The 18,363-nt window shown below is 59.3% G+C and carries 13 protein-coding genes and 5 pseudogenes; 17 read left to right on the forward strand and 1 reads right to left on the reverse strand.

Annotation, left to right across the window (positions count from 1 at the left end; all coding sequences use genetic code 11):
- The 16 genes and pseudogenes from OE747_RS23615 to OE747_RS23690 all read left to right on the forward strand — a co-directional run.
- Positions 1-2,016: calcium-binding protein (locus OE747_RS23615; protein WP_318527338.1), on the forward strand; the 2,016-nt coding region annotated here is incomplete at its 5' end.
- Positions 2,017-2,099: 83 nt separating this feature from the next.
- Positions 2,100-2,615 (forward strand): annotated as a pseudogene (locus OE747_RS23620) (IS6 family transposase); the annotation flags it as partial.
- Positions 2,616-2,666: 51 nt separating this feature from the next.
- Complete coding sequence (locus OE747_RS23625) at positions 2,667-3,371, forward strand: IS6 family transposase (protein ID WP_263830909.1); 705 nt, start codon at positions 2,667-2,669, stop codon at positions 3,369-3,371.
- 54 nt (positions 3,372-3,425) lie between these two features.
- Positions 3,426-3,896 (forward strand): annotated as a pseudogene (locus OE747_RS23630) (IS6 family transposase); the annotation flags it as partial.
- Positions 3,897-4,264: 368 nt separating this feature from the next.
- Entirely contained in the window at positions 4,265-4,435 is a 171-nt protein-coding gene (locus OE747_RS23635; protein ID WP_263830910.1) for a thioredoxin domain-containing protein, read from the forward strand.
- Positions 4,428-5,132: a hypothetical protein gene (locus OE747_RS23640; RefSeq protein WP_263830911.1), complete on the forward strand. Its 705-nt coding sequence runs from the start codon at positions 4,428-4,430 to the stop codon at positions 5,130-5,132. The genes OE747_RS23635 and OE747_RS23640 overlap by 8 nt, the downstream gene beginning before the upstream one ends.
- 274 nt (positions 5,133-5,406) lie before the next feature.
- Positions 5,407-6,813 carry a TolC family protein gene (locus OE747_RS23645; RefSeq protein ID WP_263830912.1) on the forward strand — a complete coding sequence of 469 codons (1,407 nt, stop codon included), beginning with the start codon at positions 5,407-5,409 and terminating at the stop codon, positions 6,811-6,813.
- Positions 6,810-8,177: a multicopper oxidase family protein gene (locus OE747_RS23650; RefSeq protein ID WP_263830913.1), complete on the forward strand. Its 1,368-nt coding sequence runs from the start codon at positions 6,810-6,812 to the stop codon at positions 8,175-8,177. Before OE747_RS23645 ends, OE747_RS23650 begins: the two co-directional genes overlap by 4 nt.
- Before the next feature lie 29 nt (positions 8,178-8,206).
- Positions 8,207-8,689 carry a cupredoxin domain-containing protein gene (locus OE747_RS23655; protein WP_263830914.1) on the forward strand — a complete coding sequence of 161 codons (483 nt, stop codon included), beginning with the start codon at positions 8,207-8,209 and terminating at the stop codon, positions 8,687-8,689.
- An 18-nt stretch (positions 8,690-8,707) separates the two neighbouring features.
- Entirely contained in the window at positions 8,708-8,995 is a 288-nt protein-coding gene (locus tag OE747_RS23660; RefSeq protein WP_263830915.1) for a copper-binding protein, read from the forward strand.
- Positions 8,996-9,120: 125 nt separating this feature from the next.
- A complete protein-coding gene (locus OE747_RS23665) occupies positions 9,121-9,474 on the forward strand; it encodes a c-type cytochrome (RefSeq protein WP_404818354.1) in 354 nt (117 codons plus the stop codon).
- A 327-nt stretch (positions 9,475-9,801) separates the two neighbouring features.
- Entirely contained in the window at positions 9,802-10,506 is a 705-nt protein-coding gene (locus tag OE747_RS23670) for an IS6 family transposase (protein ID WP_263830917.1), read from the forward strand.
- A 49-nt stretch (positions 10,507-10,555) separates the two neighbouring features.
- Positions 10,556-10,765, forward strand: a pseudogene (locus OE747_RS23675) (IS6 family transposase); the annotation flags it as partial.
- Positions 10,766-10,934: 169 nt separating this feature from the next.
- Entirely contained in the window at positions 10,935-14,558 is a 3,624-nt protein-coding gene (locus tag OE747_RS23680; RefSeq protein WP_263830918.1) for a calcium-binding protein, read from the forward strand.
- Positions 14,559-14,847: 289 nt separating this feature from the next.
- Positions 14,848-15,555, forward strand: a pseudogene (locus OE747_RS23685) (IS6 family transposase).
- A gap of 513 nt (positions 15,556-16,068) precedes the next feature.
- Positions 16,069-16,775 (forward strand): annotated as a pseudogene (locus tag OE747_RS23690) (IS6 family transposase).
- Positions 16,776-17,002: 227 nt separating this feature from the next.
- On the opposite strand, the gene OE747_RS23695 reads toward OE747_RS23690, so the two are convergent.
- Positions 17,003-17,467 carry a very short patch repair endonuclease gene (locus OE747_RS23695; protein ID WP_263830919.1) on the reverse strand — a complete coding sequence of 155 codons (465 nt, stop codon included), beginning with the start codon at positions 17,465-17,467 and terminating at the stop codon, positions 17,003-17,005.
- Between the two features lie 68 nt (positions 17,468-17,535).
- On the opposite strand from OE747_RS23695, the gene OE747_RS23700 reads away from it, so the two are divergent.
- Entirely contained in the window at positions 17,536-18,351 is an 816-nt protein-coding gene (locus OE747_RS23700; RefSeq protein ID WP_263830920.1) for a DNA cytosine methyltransferase, read from the forward strand.
- The last annotated feature ends 12 nt before the right edge of the window (positions 18,352-18,363 follow it).

Genomic DNA, 18,363 nt, shown 5'->3' on the forward strand with positions numbered 1-18,363 from the left:
GGAGGTGCTGGGGACGAGACGGTCATTGGTGGCAGCGGCAATGACGATTTTCGCGGTGGCGGCGGCGATGACAGCCTTATCGGCAGTAGTGGGGAAGATACGCTGTCGGGTGGCACAGGCGCGGACACGATTTCCTATGAACGCTCGACGGGCATGGGGGTTCGCATCGACTTGGCGGCGCAAACCGTTTCTGGCGGTGATGCCGAAGGGGACAGCATTTCGGGATTTGAGCACGCGAGTGGCAGCCAGGGCGACGATACGATCCTGGCCGCTGATGCGGGATCGGAACTCCATGGTCTTGGTGGCAATGACCGACTCACCGGAAGCGTCGGTCGGGACTCTATTTATGGGGGGCAAGACAATGACAACCTTGTCGGTCGGGCGGGAGATGACCTTCTCGATGGTGGCGATGGGAATGACATCATCGTTGGCGGTGAGGGCGATGACGATTTCCGCGGCGGAGCTGGAAGCGACAGCCTGATCGCAGGAGAGGGTATCGATACGCTGTCGGCCGGAACGGGTTCTGACACGATTTCCTACGAAAACTCGACAGGCACGGGTGTGCGCATCGACTTGGAGGCACAAACAGTTTCTGGCGGGGACGCCGAAGGAGACATCATTTCAGGCTTCGAACATGCCACGGGCAGCTTGGGGGACGACACGATCGTGGCCAGTGATGGTGGATCTTCCCTGCTCGGACTTGCGGGCGACGACCAACTGACCGGTGCGTCCGGTGCAGATACGATCAACGGCGGCGATGGCAATGACAGCCTGGCAGCCGAGACCGGAAACGACTTCCTCAATGGGGGCGTTGGCGATGACACTATCGACGGCGGTGATGGCCGGGACACGCTTGAGGGTCATGACGGCGACGACGTGCTGTTTGGTGGAAACTCAGAGGCTGATCTGGGTGATGTCATCAATGGCGGCGCCGGTAATGACATTGCCGAGGGTGGAGCCGGGAACGATACTATTTCCGGTGGTGCTGGCTTGGATACACTCGATGGTGGAACAGGCTTGGACCATCTTTCGGGAGGCTCTGGTGCGGACTCATTGAATGGAGGTCAAGGGAACGACAGTTTGATCGGCGAAGCCGGCAATGACCATCTGGATGGTGGTTTGGGCAACGACACGTTGGATGGCGGTGACGGCCGCGACACACTGTACGGGAATGACGGTGATGACGTGTTGTTTGGCGGGAGTTCGGAAACCGATTTAGACGATATGATTGATGGTGGATCCGGGAACGACATTGGCGACGGTGGGGCCGGCGATGATACCGTTTTGGGTGGCCAGGGCGACGACACGATTTCCGGGGGTTCTGGAAATGACATGTTGTTCGGCAATTCCGGTATCAATAACCTTAATGGCAATGTCGGCAACGATACGCTGTTCGGAGGCGACGGCAACGACACGCTGAACGGCGGCGACGGGGACGACCGGATTTTCGGTGGTGCTTCATCGGCAGATCTGCGGGATATTGTTTATGCTGGATCGGGGCATGATAGCGTCGATGCTGGATATGGCAATGATCTGGTTTATGGCATGGGCGGCAACGACACCATCGCCGGAGGCTTTGGCGTAGACGAGTTGCAGGGCCAGGACGGGGATGACGTGATCACCGGCTCGGCCTTCTCTGACCTCGTGTTCGGTGGCGCAGGCGACGACTTCGTCAACGGTGGCTTCGGCCATGACCGGATCAACGGCGGCACAGGCGCGGACAAGTTCTTCCACGTGGGTGTCGAAGGCCATGGCTCGGACTGGGTGCAGGATTGCTCCTACGCCGAGGGCGATGTTCTTCTCTTTGGTATCGCCTCAGCCACGCGGGACCAGTTCCAAGTCAACTTCGCCCATACCGAGAATTCCGAGGGCGAACGTGCGGGTGACGACGGCGTGATGGAGGCGTTCGTGATCTACCGCCCGACGGGCCAGATCATGTGGGCTTTGGTCGATGGTGATGGGCAAAGCAGCATCAATCTGCAGATCGGTAGCGACGTGTTCGATCTGCTGGCTTGAACCAACCGGGCTTCATCAATCCAGCTGGCGGTGTCAGAAGGAATCCGGTTGAGGCGGGCAGGGCGGTCTCGTAGCCTGACGGCATGCCGAAACGTGATCCGTTCAAATACTTCCACAGCAGCCCAGAGATCATTCGTCTGGCGGTTATGTTGTACGTCAGATTTCCCCTGTCACTGCGCAATGTCGAGGATCTGCTTCATGAGCGCGGCGTCGATGTCAGCCACGAAACGGTCCGGTTTTGGTGGCAAAGGTTCGGTCCGATGTTTGCGTCCGAGATCCGCAAGAAACGCGCTGATCGGCTTCGGTCCTGGCCGCAGTGGCAGTGGCACCTGGATGAAATGTTCGTGAAGATCAATGGAGAACGGCACTACCTTTGGCGGGCCGTCGACCACGAAGGTGAGGTTCTCGAAAGCTACGTCACGAAGACGCGGGACAAGAAGGCCGCATTGAAATTCCTCAGAAAATCAATGAAACGCCACGGTCGACCTCATGTCCTGGTGACCGACCAGTTGAGATCCTACGGCGCGGCGATGAAAGACATCGGCAATGCTCACAGGCAGGAAACGGGTCGCTGGCTGAACAACAGAGCTGAGGGCACTGTCAAAGTAAACCGGCTTGAGGCGGGCAGGGCGGTTTTGTAGCGTCCAGCCATGACCAAAAGATCCCCGTTTCGCTATTTCAAGACCAGCCCAGAGATCATCCGCTTGGCGGTCATGCTGTACATCCGGTTCCCGTTGTCGCTGCGGAACGTGGAAGACCTTCTGCACGAGCGCGGCATTGATGTGAGCCACGAAGCGGTGCGGTTCTGGTGGCACAGGTTCGGGCCGATGTTCGCCGCTGAAATCCGAAAGCGCAGGATTTCAGGGATGAAATCCAGCCGATGGGGCTGGCATCTCGACGAGATGTTCGTGAAGATCAATGGCAAAAGACACTACCTTTGGCGGGCTGTGGATCACGAGGGCGAAATTCTTGAGAGCTTCGTCACGAAGAAACGAGACAAGAAGGCTGCGCTGAAATTTCTAAGAAAAGCAATGCGTAAGCACGGTCGCCCGGAAGCGATCGTAACCGACAGGCTCAGGTCCTACGGTGCCGCTCTGAGGGAAATCGGTGCCAGCCATCGCCAGGAAACGGGTCGCTGGTTGAACAATCGGGCCGAGAACTCGCACCTGCCATTCCGACGACGAGAACGGGCAATGCTACGGTTTCGGCGAATGCGAAGTTTACAGAAATTCGCCGCTGTTCATGCCTCGGTCTGCAACCATTTCAACTCGGAGCGCAGTCTCACCTCCAGAGCGAATTTCAAGATGAACCGCGCCGCCGCTCTCGCCGAGTGGCGCGGTCTTTGCGCGGCATAAGGGACAGCCATACTGCCCCTGGAGAGACTGGTTCGCATTCGTCTGGCAGCACCGAGATGGCACCTGGATGAGATGTTTGTGAAGATCAACGGCGAGCGGCACTATCTTTGGCGGGCCGTGGATCACGAAGGCGAAGTCCTGGAAAGCTTCGTGACAAAGACGCGAAACAAGAAAGCCGCGTTGAAATTCATCAAAAAATCAATGAAGCGCTATGGCCGGCCAGAAATCATTGTGACGGATCAGCTTCGGTCCTACGGCGCTGCATTGAAGGACATCGGCAATGCCGACAGGCAGGAAACAGGCCGCTGGCTGAACAATCGGGCGGAGAATTCGCACCTGCCATTCCGACGAAGAGAACGGGCGATGCAGCGTTTCCGTAGAATGCGAAGTTTGCAGAAATTCGCCGCCGTTCACGCTTCTGTCTTCAACCATTTCAACTCGGAGCGCAGCCTCTCCTCCAGAGCCACCTTCAAAAAGAACCGCGCCGCCGCTCTTGCCGAGTGGCGTCAACTGGGCACGGCCTAAAGGGCAGCGTCACTGCCCTTGTGGAGACTGGTTCTCATCTGTCTGACAGCACCTGCGCCTCTGGGAAGACCTCCGGGGCTAGTTGGTGGACAAAGTCCACGGGGAGGTAAAGGGGTCAGTGGAACCGGTCGACGCGACGTTGCATCTTGGCGCACTGCTGGAATGCACGCACCAAACTATCAAGAATGTTAGCGGGTTTTGTCGATGAAATGGTCATGGGAACCTCCACTGAATGACCTCAGGCTAACATGAGTCGTGGCAGGGATCTGTAATCTGCGTCACGCAACCTGAGCTAACGGGCCGAGAAAGTAACGGTTACGCGGATTGTCGAAGTTGCAGAGTTTGATCTCGAGCAACTCCAAAGGGATATGAAAAAGTTGCAAATCGAGGCGCGCATTGAAAGGTCTGAGCGCTTTGGCCAAGCCTTGGGTTTCAACGGAACATCTTCTTTCGTGACCGGCGATGCGCCTGTACCAGATCTCGTCGACGTGGAAGATTTGCGGGCCCCGGTCGCGAACGTGCCGGACGAAAATGAATGATGTCGGAAAATCGAACTACCGATATGAGATGGGCGCTATGCGGACGCGCGGCCATGTGGTCATATCTGCGGCTGAGGACCTGTTCGCTAGAGGGGCAATAAACCCAAGGCATTTTTGGTCGCACGCCGGTTCGGGCCAGTTAACGCTCGCATTCTTCGCGCCCAAGAAAGGTGCGATCTCCCGGATGACATCTTTCTTCAAGAACAATGACAATTCAGATCGTGTGTGGCGTCATTGTGTAAACGAGCCGTTGTTTCGATGGCTCGCCAGGCAAAACTATATTGCTGACCTGCACCCAATAATGTATCCAAAAATCATGAATAAGATTTGCAGAATAGCAGCATGCTTGGTCGCGACTTTTTTCGCGGTCTTTGTGTTGCTTTATCCTGCGAAATTGGTTGCAGGGGTGATGTGCCAAGAACCTTCGTCGATGATCGCTGTGTCTTCGACCGTTCTCGATCATCATGCAGTGCACGCACACCCTGCGGCAGGATCGCTTGATCATCACGCCGCAGGCGAACCCAAGCAGCATTCCGCTAGCCACTGCGAGTTGCATTTCTGTGCGGTCACTATCGTGGATCTCCAACATGGGACCGAGATATTGACAGATTTCCGCAACTCGGATGGCCAAACCTATGCGCGTTCCATGACGGAACAGGCCAGTCCCGAGGGTCTGCGTCGCCCGCCGCGTGCTTGATCGTTTCTCTCTTGGGGCAAAGCGCTAGCGCGCCCTGAAACGATCAAAACAACGCGAGTTAAACTTCCATGAGAATTCTCTTTGCGGCTTTAACGCCGCTGGCACTTGTGGCGTGTTCGCCGCTTGAGCCACTTCCACTGGGCTCAGACCGTGACAGTTCTGCCGCCCTGCCTTCCCATGTCACTTCAGGCCCGGCGGTCCGATACGGCGGGTACAGTGTGGTCGAGCCTGCGGACTGGCGCGGCGTGAACGATGCGCAGGCGGGAAACTGAGCATGAAGACCAGACTTGTTTCCTCTTTCGCGCTCGTCGGTGTTCTGGCGGCCTGCGCAGACATTGGCACCATAAACAAGGTCAGCGCCCCGCGCGCGGGTCTTGACGCGGTAACCAACCGTACTCAGCAGGCTCAGGCCGGGACACCGGCATGGCACCTAAACGCTTCAGAAATCAATGCCGCCGAATCCAAGGCCTTGTCCATGATCCAGGGCAAGACTGTGAGTTCGGATACCGCTGTTCAGGTCGCATTGCTGAACAACCGGGGGCTTCAGGCAAGCTATTCCGATCTGGGCCTGTCTGCTGCGGACGTCTGGGAGACCGCGATCGGGCCAGTGCCATCAATTGGCGTATCGATCACGGGTCTCGCCGGAGACGTTACTCGAACCCTTGAGGCTGCCTTGATCACGGCCTTGGTGGAGGCAGCCACGGTGAAGCCCAGAACCAAGGTCGCCGAGCTTCGCTTCGAACAGGCGCAGCTTGCCGCCGCCGGCGACACAATAGCTCTGGCCGTGGAAACGCGCCGTGCCTGGATCGAAGCCGTGGCGGCGTTTGAGACTACGGCCCTGATCGCCCGCACACAGAACGCCGCCGATGCGGCCTCTGAACTGGCAACAGAACTCGGCAGGACCGGTGCCCTGGGTGTAGCAGACCAGGCACGCGAACATGCGTTCAATGCCGAACTCGCCGCCGAGCTTGCTGATGCCAGGCTGGAAGCCGAACTGGCCAAGGGTCGCCTCGCGCGCCTGATGGGCGTGTCCTTGGGGCAAGCCAGGTTCTATGTGCCTGATGCGCTTCCCGGCTTGCCCGGGCAACCGCGATCCAGCCCGGATATCGAGCGGCTGGCCTTGCAAAATCGGGTCGATCTCGCCGCTGGTCGGCTTGAGCTGGAGGCGATCGCGGCCGAGTATCGCCTGACAGGCCAGACACGGGTGTTTTCCGATCTTGAGATCGCATTGGGCGCAGAGATCGAGCGTGACAGCGGCGATACGTCGGTCGTCCCGGTCATTGATTTTGAGATCCCACTTTATGACAGCAGCAAGTTGATCTCGCGCCGCGGCTCTCTTGCCTATCTGAAGGCAGCGAACCTTCTGGCAGAAGCGGCTGTCGGCGCCCGAACCGAGGCCCGCGCGGCTCATATGGCGGTCACGGGCAAGCATTCGGTTGCGCGCCATTGGCGTGACACCGTTCTGCCACTCAGGCGAACGATCGATGAGGAGGCCCTGAAATCCTACAACGGCATGATCACCTCCACGTTTGAACTGTTGGAAGACGCCCGTGACGGGCTTGAAGCAGAGCTTGGCGCAGCCGAGGCGAAACGGGACTACTGGCTGGCCGAAACCGCTGTGACTGCGGCGATCTGGGGCGGGTCCGCAAGCACAGGTGGTAAAGAGGGAGATGACGAATGATAAATCGTAGACAACTTCTGGGTGCTGGCTTGACCGCAGGTGCCGGCGCGGTTCTGGCAAATGCGGGTGCTGCTCAGACCCGGTTCAGGGATTTGCCCGAGGCGGCGTTCACGGACAGCCCATATACCCAGGTACCGCCACGCCCGACCGACAGGTTCGACTACAACCCGGTCGTGACCCTGAATGGCTGGTCATTGCCATACCGGATGAACGGCGACGTGAAGGAGTTCCATCTTGTAGCCGAACCCGTCGAACGGATCATGGCCGACGGCATGATCGCCCGCCTTTGGGGATATAATGGCCAGTCGACCGGGCCAACCATCGAGGCCGTCGAAGGTGAACGGGTGCGGATCTACGTCACCAACCGTCTGCCCGAGCACACGTCGGTCCATTGGCACGGCTTGATCCTGCCCTCGGGCATGGACGGCGTCGGCGGGCTGAGCCACCCCGGTATTCCACCGGGAAAGACGTTTGTCTACGAGTTCGACCTCGTGAAATCCGGCACCTTTATGTACCACCCGCATGCCGACGAGATGGTGCAGATGGCGATGGGCATGATGGGGTTGTTCATCGTGCATCCCCGCGACCCGGCCTTCATGCCGGTGGACCGCGACTTTGCCTTCCTTCTGGCCGCATATGACATCGATCCGGGAACCTACATTCCCCGGATCATGGAGATGACGGATTTCAATCTCTGGACCTGGAACAGCCGGATTTTCCCCGACATCGATCCTTTGGTCGTCAACAAGGGCGACCGGGTGCGGGTACGTTGCGGCAACCTGACGATGACCAATCACCCGATCCATATGCATGGCTACGATTTCCAGGTGACCTGTACTGACGGTGGTTGGGTTCCAGAAAGCGCGCGCTGGCCGGAAGTGTCGATCGACATTCCCGTCGGAGCAATGCGGGCCTATGAATTCGATGCGATCCATGAAGGCGATTGGGCGATCCATTGTCATAAGTCGCATCACACGATGAATGCCATGGGTCATGACATCCCGACGTTCATCGGCGCCAACAAGACACGGGTCACCGAAAAAATCCGCCGCCAGCAACCAGGTTACATGCCGATGGGCACGGCCGGCATGGCCGACATGGGCGAGATGTCGATGGAGATCCCTCACAACACGGTGCCGATGATGGCTGGTTGGGGGCCACATGGCCCATTGGAAATGGGTGGGATGTTCTCGGTCGTGAAGGTCCGCGAGGGCATAGCGCCGGACGACTACTCCGACCCGGGCTGGTACCAGAATCCGCCCGGAACCCAAGCCTATGAATGGACCGGCGAACTGCCCGAGCATGCCAGCAACACCAACCCCCGGACAATCCTGACGCCTCGCGGCGGCATCCGCCAAGGATAACGAAAACTAGCACCAAAGGAGAACAGCTCATGAAGACAGCAATTACAGCCCTTGCGATCATGCTTGCGCCAACCTTGGCGCTGGCTGGCGGCACACATTCCGGCGGCCATGGTCACCAAGAGGGCATGGCCGTCGGCAAACCCGCCGAAACCAGTCCGACACGGACTGTAAAAGTTGTGATGAAAGAGGATTACGAGGGCGAGAACGTCTACATCTTCGACCAGAAGGAACTGATCTTCTCTGCCGGGGAAACCGTGCGCCTGCATATCGTGAACGAAGGAGAGGAAGTGCACGAGTTCGTCATGGACACGATGCATGCGAATGCCGAGCACAAGGAAATGATGGCGCGGTTTCCCGAAATGGAACACGACGATCCCAACGCCGTCAGGCTCGAACCCGGTGAAGAGGCCGAGATCCTGTGGACCTTCGCCAACCCCGGCACTTTCGAATTCGCCTGCCTGCTGCCCGGACATTACGAAGGCGGCATGCATGGCGCGCTTGTCGTCAACTGAACCTCGGAGAAACCCAAGATGAAACTTCTGTCTTTTGCCGCCATTGCTGCAATCGCCGTTTCCGGTGCACTTTCGGCCGGCGAGCACCCGATGGCGACTGGTACCGTGACCAAGGTGGACACCCAGTGGAACAAGGTCACCATTGACCACGGACCTCTCGAAAACCTCGATATGCCGGCAATGAAAATGGTGTTTGTCGTCGCAGATCCGTCCATGCTCGAAGGCCTGTCCGAGGGAACACAGATCCTGTTCACCGCAGATCGCGTGAATGGCAAGCTGACCGTGACCGAGATCGAGGTGCAATAAGCCGAAGCCGCGCGCCGATGTGTCGGCGGGCGGCTTTTTTTTGACGGAGGGTCATGATGCGCTCTTGGGTCTGGATCTCAGCTGTTTCCGCTGCTGTCGCTGCCGTGGCTCTGGCTTGGCCTCGAATGAAGGGGCCTGATCTGTCCCGTGGCGCCGCGGTCTACGCCGAGGCCTGTGCCTCGTGTCATGGCGCGAAGCTCGAGGGCCAACCAGAATGGCGCTCGCCCGGCCCGGACGGCCGTCTGCCCGCCCCACCACACGACGAGACCGGTCATACCTGGCATCATCCCGACAGTGTGCTGTTCCGCATCGTGAAGGAAGGCACGGCCTCGGTCGTCGGGGGCGGCTACAAGAGCGATATGCCGGGGTTCGGAGGCGATCTGAGCGACGCGGAAATTCGCGCGGTAATCGCCTACATTAAGAGCGCTTGGCCGGAGCGCGAGCGGAGCTATCAGGAACGCGTCTCACAGGGAAACTAGAGCCTCCGAGCAGCCCTGATGCGGGGCGTGGCCGCTGAGTCAATGGCGGGCGGAGGGTTTTGCACAACGTTTCAAAAACAATAACTTAAGGTGGTGAAACCCGACACGACGAAACCGGCGCTGTCCATCTTTGGGATTGGTTTCGCTCGGCCATGGCACTCAGGCCACCTCGCGGGTGTAGGATGTGACAATGCCGCCAAGCTTGCGATTGCACCGGATCGGGCCGTCGCGCACGGGCCGGAAATCGACTTGCAGCACGTTGTTCCCGATGGTGCTGTCAAAGCAAACCGGCTTGAGGCGGGCAGGGCGGTTTTGTAGCGTCCAGCCATGACAAAAAGATCCCCGTTTCGCTATTTCAAGACCAGCCCAGAGATCATCCGCTTGGCGGTCATGCTGTACATCCGGTTCCCGTTGTCGCTGCGGAACGTGGAAGACCTTCTGCACGAGCGCGGCATTGATGTGAGCCACGAAGCGGTGCGGTTCTGGTGGCACAGGTTCGGGCCGATGTTCGCCGCTGAAATCCGAAAGCGCAGGATTGCAGGGATGAAATCCAGCCGATGGAGCTGGCATCTCGACGAGATGTTCGTGAAGATCAATGGCGAACGCCACTACCTTTGGCGAGCTGTGGATCACGAGGGCGAAGTCCTTGAGAGCTTCGTCACGAAGAAGCGGGACAAGAAAGCCGCGCTGAAATTTCTAAGGAAAGCAATGCGCAAGCATGGTCGCCCGGAAGCGATCGTAACCGACAGGCTCAGGTCCTACGGTGCCGCTCTGAGGGAAATCGGTGCGAGCCATCGCCAGGAAACGGGTCGCTGGTTGAACAATCGGGCCGAGAACTCGCACCTGCCATTCCGACGACGAGAACGGGCAATGCTACGGTTCCGCAGGATGCGAAGTTTGCAGAAATTCGCCGCTGTCCATGCCTCGGTCTGCAACCATTTCAACTCGGAGCGCAGCCTCACTTCCCGAACGACTTTCAAGCTGAACCGCGCCGCCGCTCTCGCCGAGTGGCGCGGTCTTTGCGCGGCATAAGGGACAGCCATACTGCCCCTGGAGAGACTGGTTCGCATTCGTCTGGCAGCACCGGGCCGAGAACTCACACCTGCCATTCAGACGACGAGAACGGGCGATGCTGCGGTTTCGGCGAATGCGAAGTTTACAGAAATTCGCCGCTGTCCATGCCTCGGTCTGCAACCATTTCAACTCGGAGCGCAGCCTTACGTCCCGAACGATCTTCAGGCTGAACCGCGCCGCCGCTCTCTCCGAGTGGCGCGGTCTTTGCGCGGCCTAAAAGGCAGTCATCCTGCCCTTGCTGAGACTGGTTCGCATTAGTCTGCCAGCACCATTCAGACAAACCGAACCACATCTCTACGCCGGGCGGGCCCGTGCCGCCAAGGGCTTGTTCCTCTGCTGGTTTTGATATTATTCATTTGTGAAGCATAAAAAACATGGATGGATCAGTGCCTGACCTCGAAGTTTCCCCGTTTCCAGCGATCAGCGACTATTCTCCCTGGGTGGGAGGGCCCACGCAGACCCCAGGCCATACGGCCGTTGTCGCCCTTCCCGCGGGCGGGTTCTTCTCGGTCTGGTCCGCGACCGGTTTAGCCGGTGGCGGCATCAACGGGCGGTTTCACGATTCGGACGGGCAGGCGCGGGATTTCAGCGGGATCCGGCTGGAGACAAGCGGATCGAACTATCGGCTCGATGCAGTGGTCGAGGCCTCCGGCAGCATCCTGGTCACCTCGACTGCGGATGCGCTCAGGGCCTACAGGATCTCGGCTGATGGCAGTACCATCGACGATCTCGGCATCCTTGCGGATGACAACGCGGGTTCGTCGGATGTGTTGACCTTCTCGCAGGTCGTGGCGCTGGACGATGGCGGCATCGCGCTGCTCTGGGCGACCAACAGCCCGGTCGTGAACCTCAGCTTCTACGATGCGGACGGGACGTTGCGGACCACCTTGCGCCCCGACATGTCGGCGGCGCTTGAGGCGGTGGAGCTTTTTGGTAGTGTTCGTGATGGCGCGCTAACTTTGCTTGAGGACGGGAAGCTGGTCGGTACCTTTCTGGCACGGGGCACGGAATACCTGAGCGCCGGAAGCCGACAGTTCTCGGACATCTTCGTGCAGCGCTACAATGCCGATGGCTCATTGCAGGGCGGGCCGCAGCGGCTGACCAGCGATGTCGCGGCCGAGCGCAATCCCAAGATCGCAACCCTGTCCGATGGTGGCTACATCGTCGCCTGGTCGGATGGCAACACTTCGATCGAGTTCCAGCTGTTCAACGCCGACGGCACAGCGCGCGCGGCCCTGCAGCGGTTCGATCCACTGCCTGACATCGGCTATGCCCAACTGGCCGACATCTTGGCTCTGCCGTCGGGTGGCTTCCTGATGATCTACGGCGACGGCTATGGCCAGCTCTTCGATGGGGCCGGTGCGGCGCTGGGTGATCCGAACCAGTTCAACACGTCCGGCCTGTCCTACGACGACCTGTCGCTGGCCGTGCTGGAGGATGGCAAGATCGCCTATGGCGCCTCGGGCGGCCGGGGTTTCGAGATACTGCAGGTCAACAGCCTGGCCGAAGGCGTGGCCACGATCAACCCTGACAACCTGGTCGAGGGGCGGACCCTGACCCGCGCAGACGTGGACCTGACCGCCATCACCGATGCGCAGGGCACGGCGGGCCTGTCGGACGCGCAGGTGCAGTTCTTCGTGCTCGATGCCGAAGGCGGTCTGGGTAACCGTGTCTGGAACGGTGAGCTGAGTTACGCGACCGCCGGCCAGCGCATCGCCGCCCAGGTTACGTTCATCGACGGCGCAGGCAACAGCGAGACGGTGATCTCGGCGCCCTCAGTTCCGGTGCAGAACGTGAATGACGCGCCCGAGGGCCTGATCCGGGTCAATGATCCAGTCGAGGGGCAATCGGTAGGCGCCCTTATCTCGGTGATTGACCGCGACAATTACGCGACCGGGTCCCAGATCAACCACGGCACCCCGGGCATCACATATCAATGGTTGACCGACGGGGTGGAAATCTCTGGCGCGACCGATCGGAACTACACGCCGACACAGGACATGGTTGGGCAGGTCCTGACCCTACAGATCAGCTATATAGATGCCTTCGGTACGACCGAGACCTTCTTGTCGGATCCTTCGGCGCCGGTCCGCAACAATGACGATCCGCTGCTGGGCAGCATTACCGCCAGCGGCATGACCGGCAGCCTGCCGGGGTTCCCGCCGGTGCCGGCGCAGTTCGACGTGATCACAGTCGATACCTCGGGTCTGAGCGACCGTGACGGGATCGATAGCATCGCCTACCGCTTCTACTATCGCACATCGGCCGGCGTCGACGTCACCTTGCAGGAAGGGGCAGAGGCCAGCTTCGCCGTCGACAACCAGGGATGGGTCAACCAGACGCTCTATGCGTCGGTCATCGTGACCGACAATTTCGGTGGTGCCGGCAGTACCTCTCTGTTGCTCGGCCGCATCCAGAACACCAATGATGCGCCGGCGGGCGGCGTCACCATCGCGGGTACTGTGCGCGAGGGTGAAACCCTGACCGCGAATGTCTCGCTGATCGACGGGGACGGCATCCGCAATCGCACCGTGACCTATCAGTGGTTCCGCGACGGGGTCGATATCGCGGATGCCAGGCTCAGGACCTTTGCCCTGACCCAGGAGGACGTCGGGGCCGAGATCTCGGTCACGGCCTCCTATACCGACAGCTTTAACACGCCCGAGACCATGCTGAGTCCCGTCACCGCCCCGGTGGAGAACGTGAACGATCCGGTGGTGGGCGTCCCGGTGGTCAGCGGCAGCTATGTAGAGGATGCGACGCTGATGGTCGATGCCTCGGCCCTTAGCGACGAGGACGGTCTGGGCGAGCTTGAGTATGCCTGGCTGCGCGACGGTATCACGATCGAGGGGGCGACGGGCACAAGCTATACGCTGAAGCAGGCCGACGTGGGCGCGCAGATCGTTGCGCGGGTCAGCTATATCGACCAGCAGGGCACAGCTGAATCGGTGCAGTCCCGGGAAGTCTTCACAGCGGTCGCCAATGTCGACGATCCGACCACCGGCACACCGGTTATCGACGGAACCGCGCTTGAGGGTGAACAACTGGTCGCTAATGTGGCTTCGATTGAGGACGAGGATGGAACCGCAGACCTCAGGTACCAGTGGTATGCCGACGGGGTCCTGATCGGCGGCGCCTCGCTTTCCGAGTTTCGCCCGCGCGAACAGCAGATCAGCGCGCGGATCACCGTCGAGGTGACGCATACAGATGATTACGGCATTGTCTCGCGGCTGGAAAGCGCCGCCACCGCGCCGATCGAGGCCTTGCCGCGCGATCTCGCCGATACCGAAGGGTTGAGCTTCCTGCAGGGCAACAAGGGCAATGACACGTTGCGCGGCCTTGAAGGTGAGGACCGGCTGGTGTCCTTCGAAGGTAACGACAGCCTGGACGGTGGTCCCGGCGCGGATACGCTGAACGCTGGCGATGGGGACGATACGATCATCGGCGGGCCCGCAGACGACGACCTGCGCGACATCATCTATGGCGGCGAGGGCCACGACAGTATCGACGGCGGTGCGGGCAATGACCTCGTCTATGGACAGGGTGGCAACGACACCATTGCCGGGGGCTTTGGCGTCGATGAATTGCAGGGGCAGGACGGCGATGATGTCATCACCGGCTCGGCCTTCTCCGACCTTGTCTTTGGTGGTGCAGGGGATGACTTCGTCAACGGTGGGTTCGGCTCCGACCGGATCAACGGAGGGATTGGGGCGGACAAATTCTTCCACGTGGGCCTTGAGGGTCACGGGTCCGATTGGGTGCAGGATTACAGTGCGGCCGAAGGTGATGTGCTACTCTTCGGCAATAGCGCAGCGTCACGCGCGCAGTTCCAGGTCAACTTTGCCCATACTGAGAACGCTGCCGGCGAACGCTCGGGTGACGATGCGGTGCAGGAGGCGTTTGTGATCTACCGGCCTACCGGGCAGATCCTGTGGGCGCTGATCGACGGCGAGGGTCAGTCGTCGATCAACCTGCAGATCGGGACGGATTTCTTCGATCTCCTAGAGTAGCGGTGAGTAAACACGGCAGCAGGGTTTATCTCAACGCAGCCTATCCGTTGTTCGGTAAAGGCAAAACCCTGCTCCCGTAACAAAGTTATCTCAGCACATCAAATGCTTATAGTCAGGCTTAAACTATCGGGTTGTTGACATTCCAGTATACATCAACGCCACATCAACACCAAAACCGAAAAATCGCACCGGCACGCATAAGCCCGCAGTCGCAGACAGTGATCGGTAACTGGGTGGTGTCAGAAGGAATTCTGTTGAGGCTGGCAGAGCGGTTTCGTAGCTTTCCACCATGACCAAACTTGATCCGTTCAAGTAATTCCACAGCAGCCCGGAAATCATCCGCCTGGCGGTGATGATGTATGTGCGTTTCCCACTGTCGCTAAGGAATGTCGAAGACCTGCTGCACGAGCGCGGGATCGACGTGAGCCACGAAACGATCCGGTTTTGGTGGAACAGGTTCGGGCCGATGTTCGCCGCTGAGATCCGACGAAGACGGGCGGAGAGATTGAATTCCGGGCGGCAATGGCAGTGGCACGTCGACGAGGTTTTCGTGAAGATCAACGGCGAGCGCCACTACATGTGGCGGGCAGTAGATCACGAAGGCGAAGTGTTGGAGGCCGTGGTCACGAACCGCCGAAACAAACGTGCCGCATTGAAATTCCTCAGAAAACTGATGAAACGCTACGGTCGACCGGAGGTCCTGGTGACCGACAGATTGCCCTCCTACCGTGCCGCTTTGCGGGAAATCAGAGCCGCCAACCTGCAGCGAACAGGGCGTTGGCTGAACAGCAGGGTCGAGAATTCACACCTGCCATTTCGACGACGAGAACGGGCAATGCAGCGCTTTCGGCGCATGCGAAGTCTACAGAAATTTGCCGCCGTTCAATCTTCGGTCTCAAACCACTTTAATCAGGAGCGCCACCTCTACACCTGGGTCAATTTCAAGCTGATCCGCAACGCTGCTCTCGCCGAGTGGCGTCAGCTTTGTTCCACCTAAGTTTCCGTGGTTCTTGGGAAACTGAGACCGGTTTGAATCTGTCTGACAGCACCGCCAGCCACCCCAGTCTCAGCTTTCCTGTGCTTTTTGAGCCGAAATTCTCCGGCAATTCCCGCGGGTTGCGCGGCCATATCCTCAACTGAGACGGTGGTGGAAGCAAGTTGTGGCGTGGATTTTCCCTGAAGTCTCAGTTCGGGTTTTGGGCGGGTGCGCTTTGGCCGAGATTTCCCTGATACAGCTGGATTTACAGCGAATCTTGGTGGCTTTGGTCGGTTTCACAAGTGGCACACTCGGAAAAAGAGCCAGTCTGCAATGGCTTGGCTGCAAATTCCCTAAGTGAAGGAACAGGGAATTTTCTGACGCGAGCAGGGAATGTTCAAACGGGGATCAGGGAAATGGAATCCAACAGCAGGGAAAGCTGATATTGGGTGTCAGGAGAACCCGAAGAGGCGTTCCGGCCGTGTCAGAAGGAATCCGGTTGAGACAGGCAGGGCGGTCTCGTAGTTTCGCGGCATGCCGAAACGTGATCCGTTCAAATACTTCCACAGCAGCCCAGAAATCATCCGTCTGGCGGTGATGCTGTACGTCAGATTTCCCCTGTCACTGCGCAATGTTGAAGATCTGCTTCACGAGCGCGGCGTCGATGTCAGCCACGAAACGGTCCGGTTCTGGTGGCAAAGGTTCGGTCCGATGTTTGCGTCTGAAATCCGCAAGAAACGTGCTGATCGGCTTCGGTCCTGGCCGCAGTGGCGTTGGCACCTGGATGAGATGTTCGTGAAGATCAATGGAGAACGGCACTACCTGTGGCGGCTGTGGATCACGAGGGCGAAGTCCTTGAGAGCTACGTCACGAAGAAGCGGGACAAGAAGGCCGCATTGAAATTCCTCAGAAAATCAATGAAACGCCACGGTCGACCTCATGTCCTGGTGACCGACCAGTTGAGGTCCTATGGTGCGGCGATGAAAGACATCGGCAATGCCCACAGGCAGGTAACGGGTCGCTGGCTGAACAACAGGGTGGAGAATTCGCACCTGCCATTCCGACGACGAGAGCAGGCAATGCAACGCTTTCGGCGCATGCGAAGTCTGCAGAAATTTGCTTCTGTCCACGCCTCGGTCTTCAACCATTTCAACTCGGAGCGCAGCCTCACCAGCCGACAAAATTTCAAGCTCAGCCGCGCTGCCGCCCTGGCCGAATGGCGCAGTCTCTGCGCGGCCTAAAAGGCAGTCATCCTGCCCTTTCTGAGACCAGTTAGAATCTGTCTGACAGGACCCGCATGTCTCCGAGGCGACCGCGCTTTGGCTCCAGACGATGGTGGTGCTGACCGCCGGCGACACGGTCGAGCTGCAGGGCAGCTTCCGCGCGCAGGACGGTCATTTCGCGGCGGAGCAGACGTCCTTTTGGGGCTGCAAGATCGGGTGACGATGCGTAGGCACGAAGGCATGTGTCAGAACGCCTGCGTACTGTTCGCGCCGATTTCGATCTGATCGACATCAGAAACCAGCCATGCCGCCAAGAGATTGACCGAAGCGGCAACCTGATCAGGCTTCCGGAGCCCGCATTCCCAGACCGTCGCAACGCGCCACCCTGCTTTCGGAAGCTTCCCGCGAACAGCTGCGTCCCGAGCCACATTCGCAGTGAACTTGGCCTGCCAGAACTCTTCGCGGGTCGATGGTGTGGTGGTGTAGCGGCAGCCCTCGTGGCGATGCCAGAAACAGCCATGCACGAAGACGACGGCGCGATACTTTGGCAGAACGAGGTCCGGTCGACCGTGGACCGCCTTTGAATGGAGCCGGAATCGGAAACCACGCGCGTGCAACGCCCGCCTAAGCGCTAGCTCGGGCTTCGTGTCCTTTGCCCTGATCCCGGACATCATGCGGGACCGGGTCTGCTGATCCACGATATCAGTCACAATGCGTCCTGGTTTTCGCCTCTGAACCTAGTATACACCGGCTGAATGAAGTTCGTCAGGAGCCTGATTTGCCTTCCACTTTCGGCATTGTTGATCTGTTCGCCGGACCTGGCGGACTTGGCGAGGGGTTCGCTTCACTTGTCTGTGACGGCACGACGCCATTCCGGATCGGCATCTCCGTCGAGAAGGAGGCGTCGGCCCACCAGACACTGACGCTGCGCGCGTTCTTGCGCGAGTGCCGGGCGCGCAACGGAGCCCTGCCGAAACAGTTTATCGATTTCCATGCCGGGATTGTGTCGGAACCGGACTGGTCAGAAATCGATGCATCTGCTTGGCGGTATGCCGTTGCCGAAGCGCGCTCGCTCGAACTGGGCACTGAGGCGGCAGCAACTACGATCGATGCCGCCATCGAAACGCTGAAGAACAAGTACGACGACACGATCCTGATTGGGGGCCCGCCGTGTCAGGCCTATTCCCTCGTGGGACGCGCCCGTTCGAGGGGCAAGGTCGGCTATGTGCCGGAAGAGGATGAACGGCACTATCTTTTCCGCGAGTATATCAGGGTGCTCGACAAACTTCGGCCGGCCGCCTTCGTGATGGAGAACGTCAAGGGTATGCTCTCTTCGACAGTGGAGAGCCGTCTCGTGTTCGAGATGCTGATGGAGGATCTCTCATCGCTCGGCACCGGCCATGGCCATCAGTACGAACTGCGGGCCATCCGTGTCGAAGATGGGCAAGCCAGACTGCAGGACGCTACGCGACCGTCAGACTTCATAGTTCGGGCCGAAGAATTCGGGGTTCCGCAACGGCGTCACCGGGTAATGTCAACGGCGGCGCAATTTCCGGCCATTGGGCGGAGTAAAAGCGGACCACCTCGGTCGTGACCGGCGCCTTGG

The organism is Ruegeria aquimaris (assembly GCF_025751555.1).
Taxonomy (GTDB): domain Bacteria; phylum Pseudomonadota; class Alphaproteobacteria; order Rhodobacterales; family Rhodobacteraceae; genus Ruegeria_B; species Ruegeria_B aquimaris.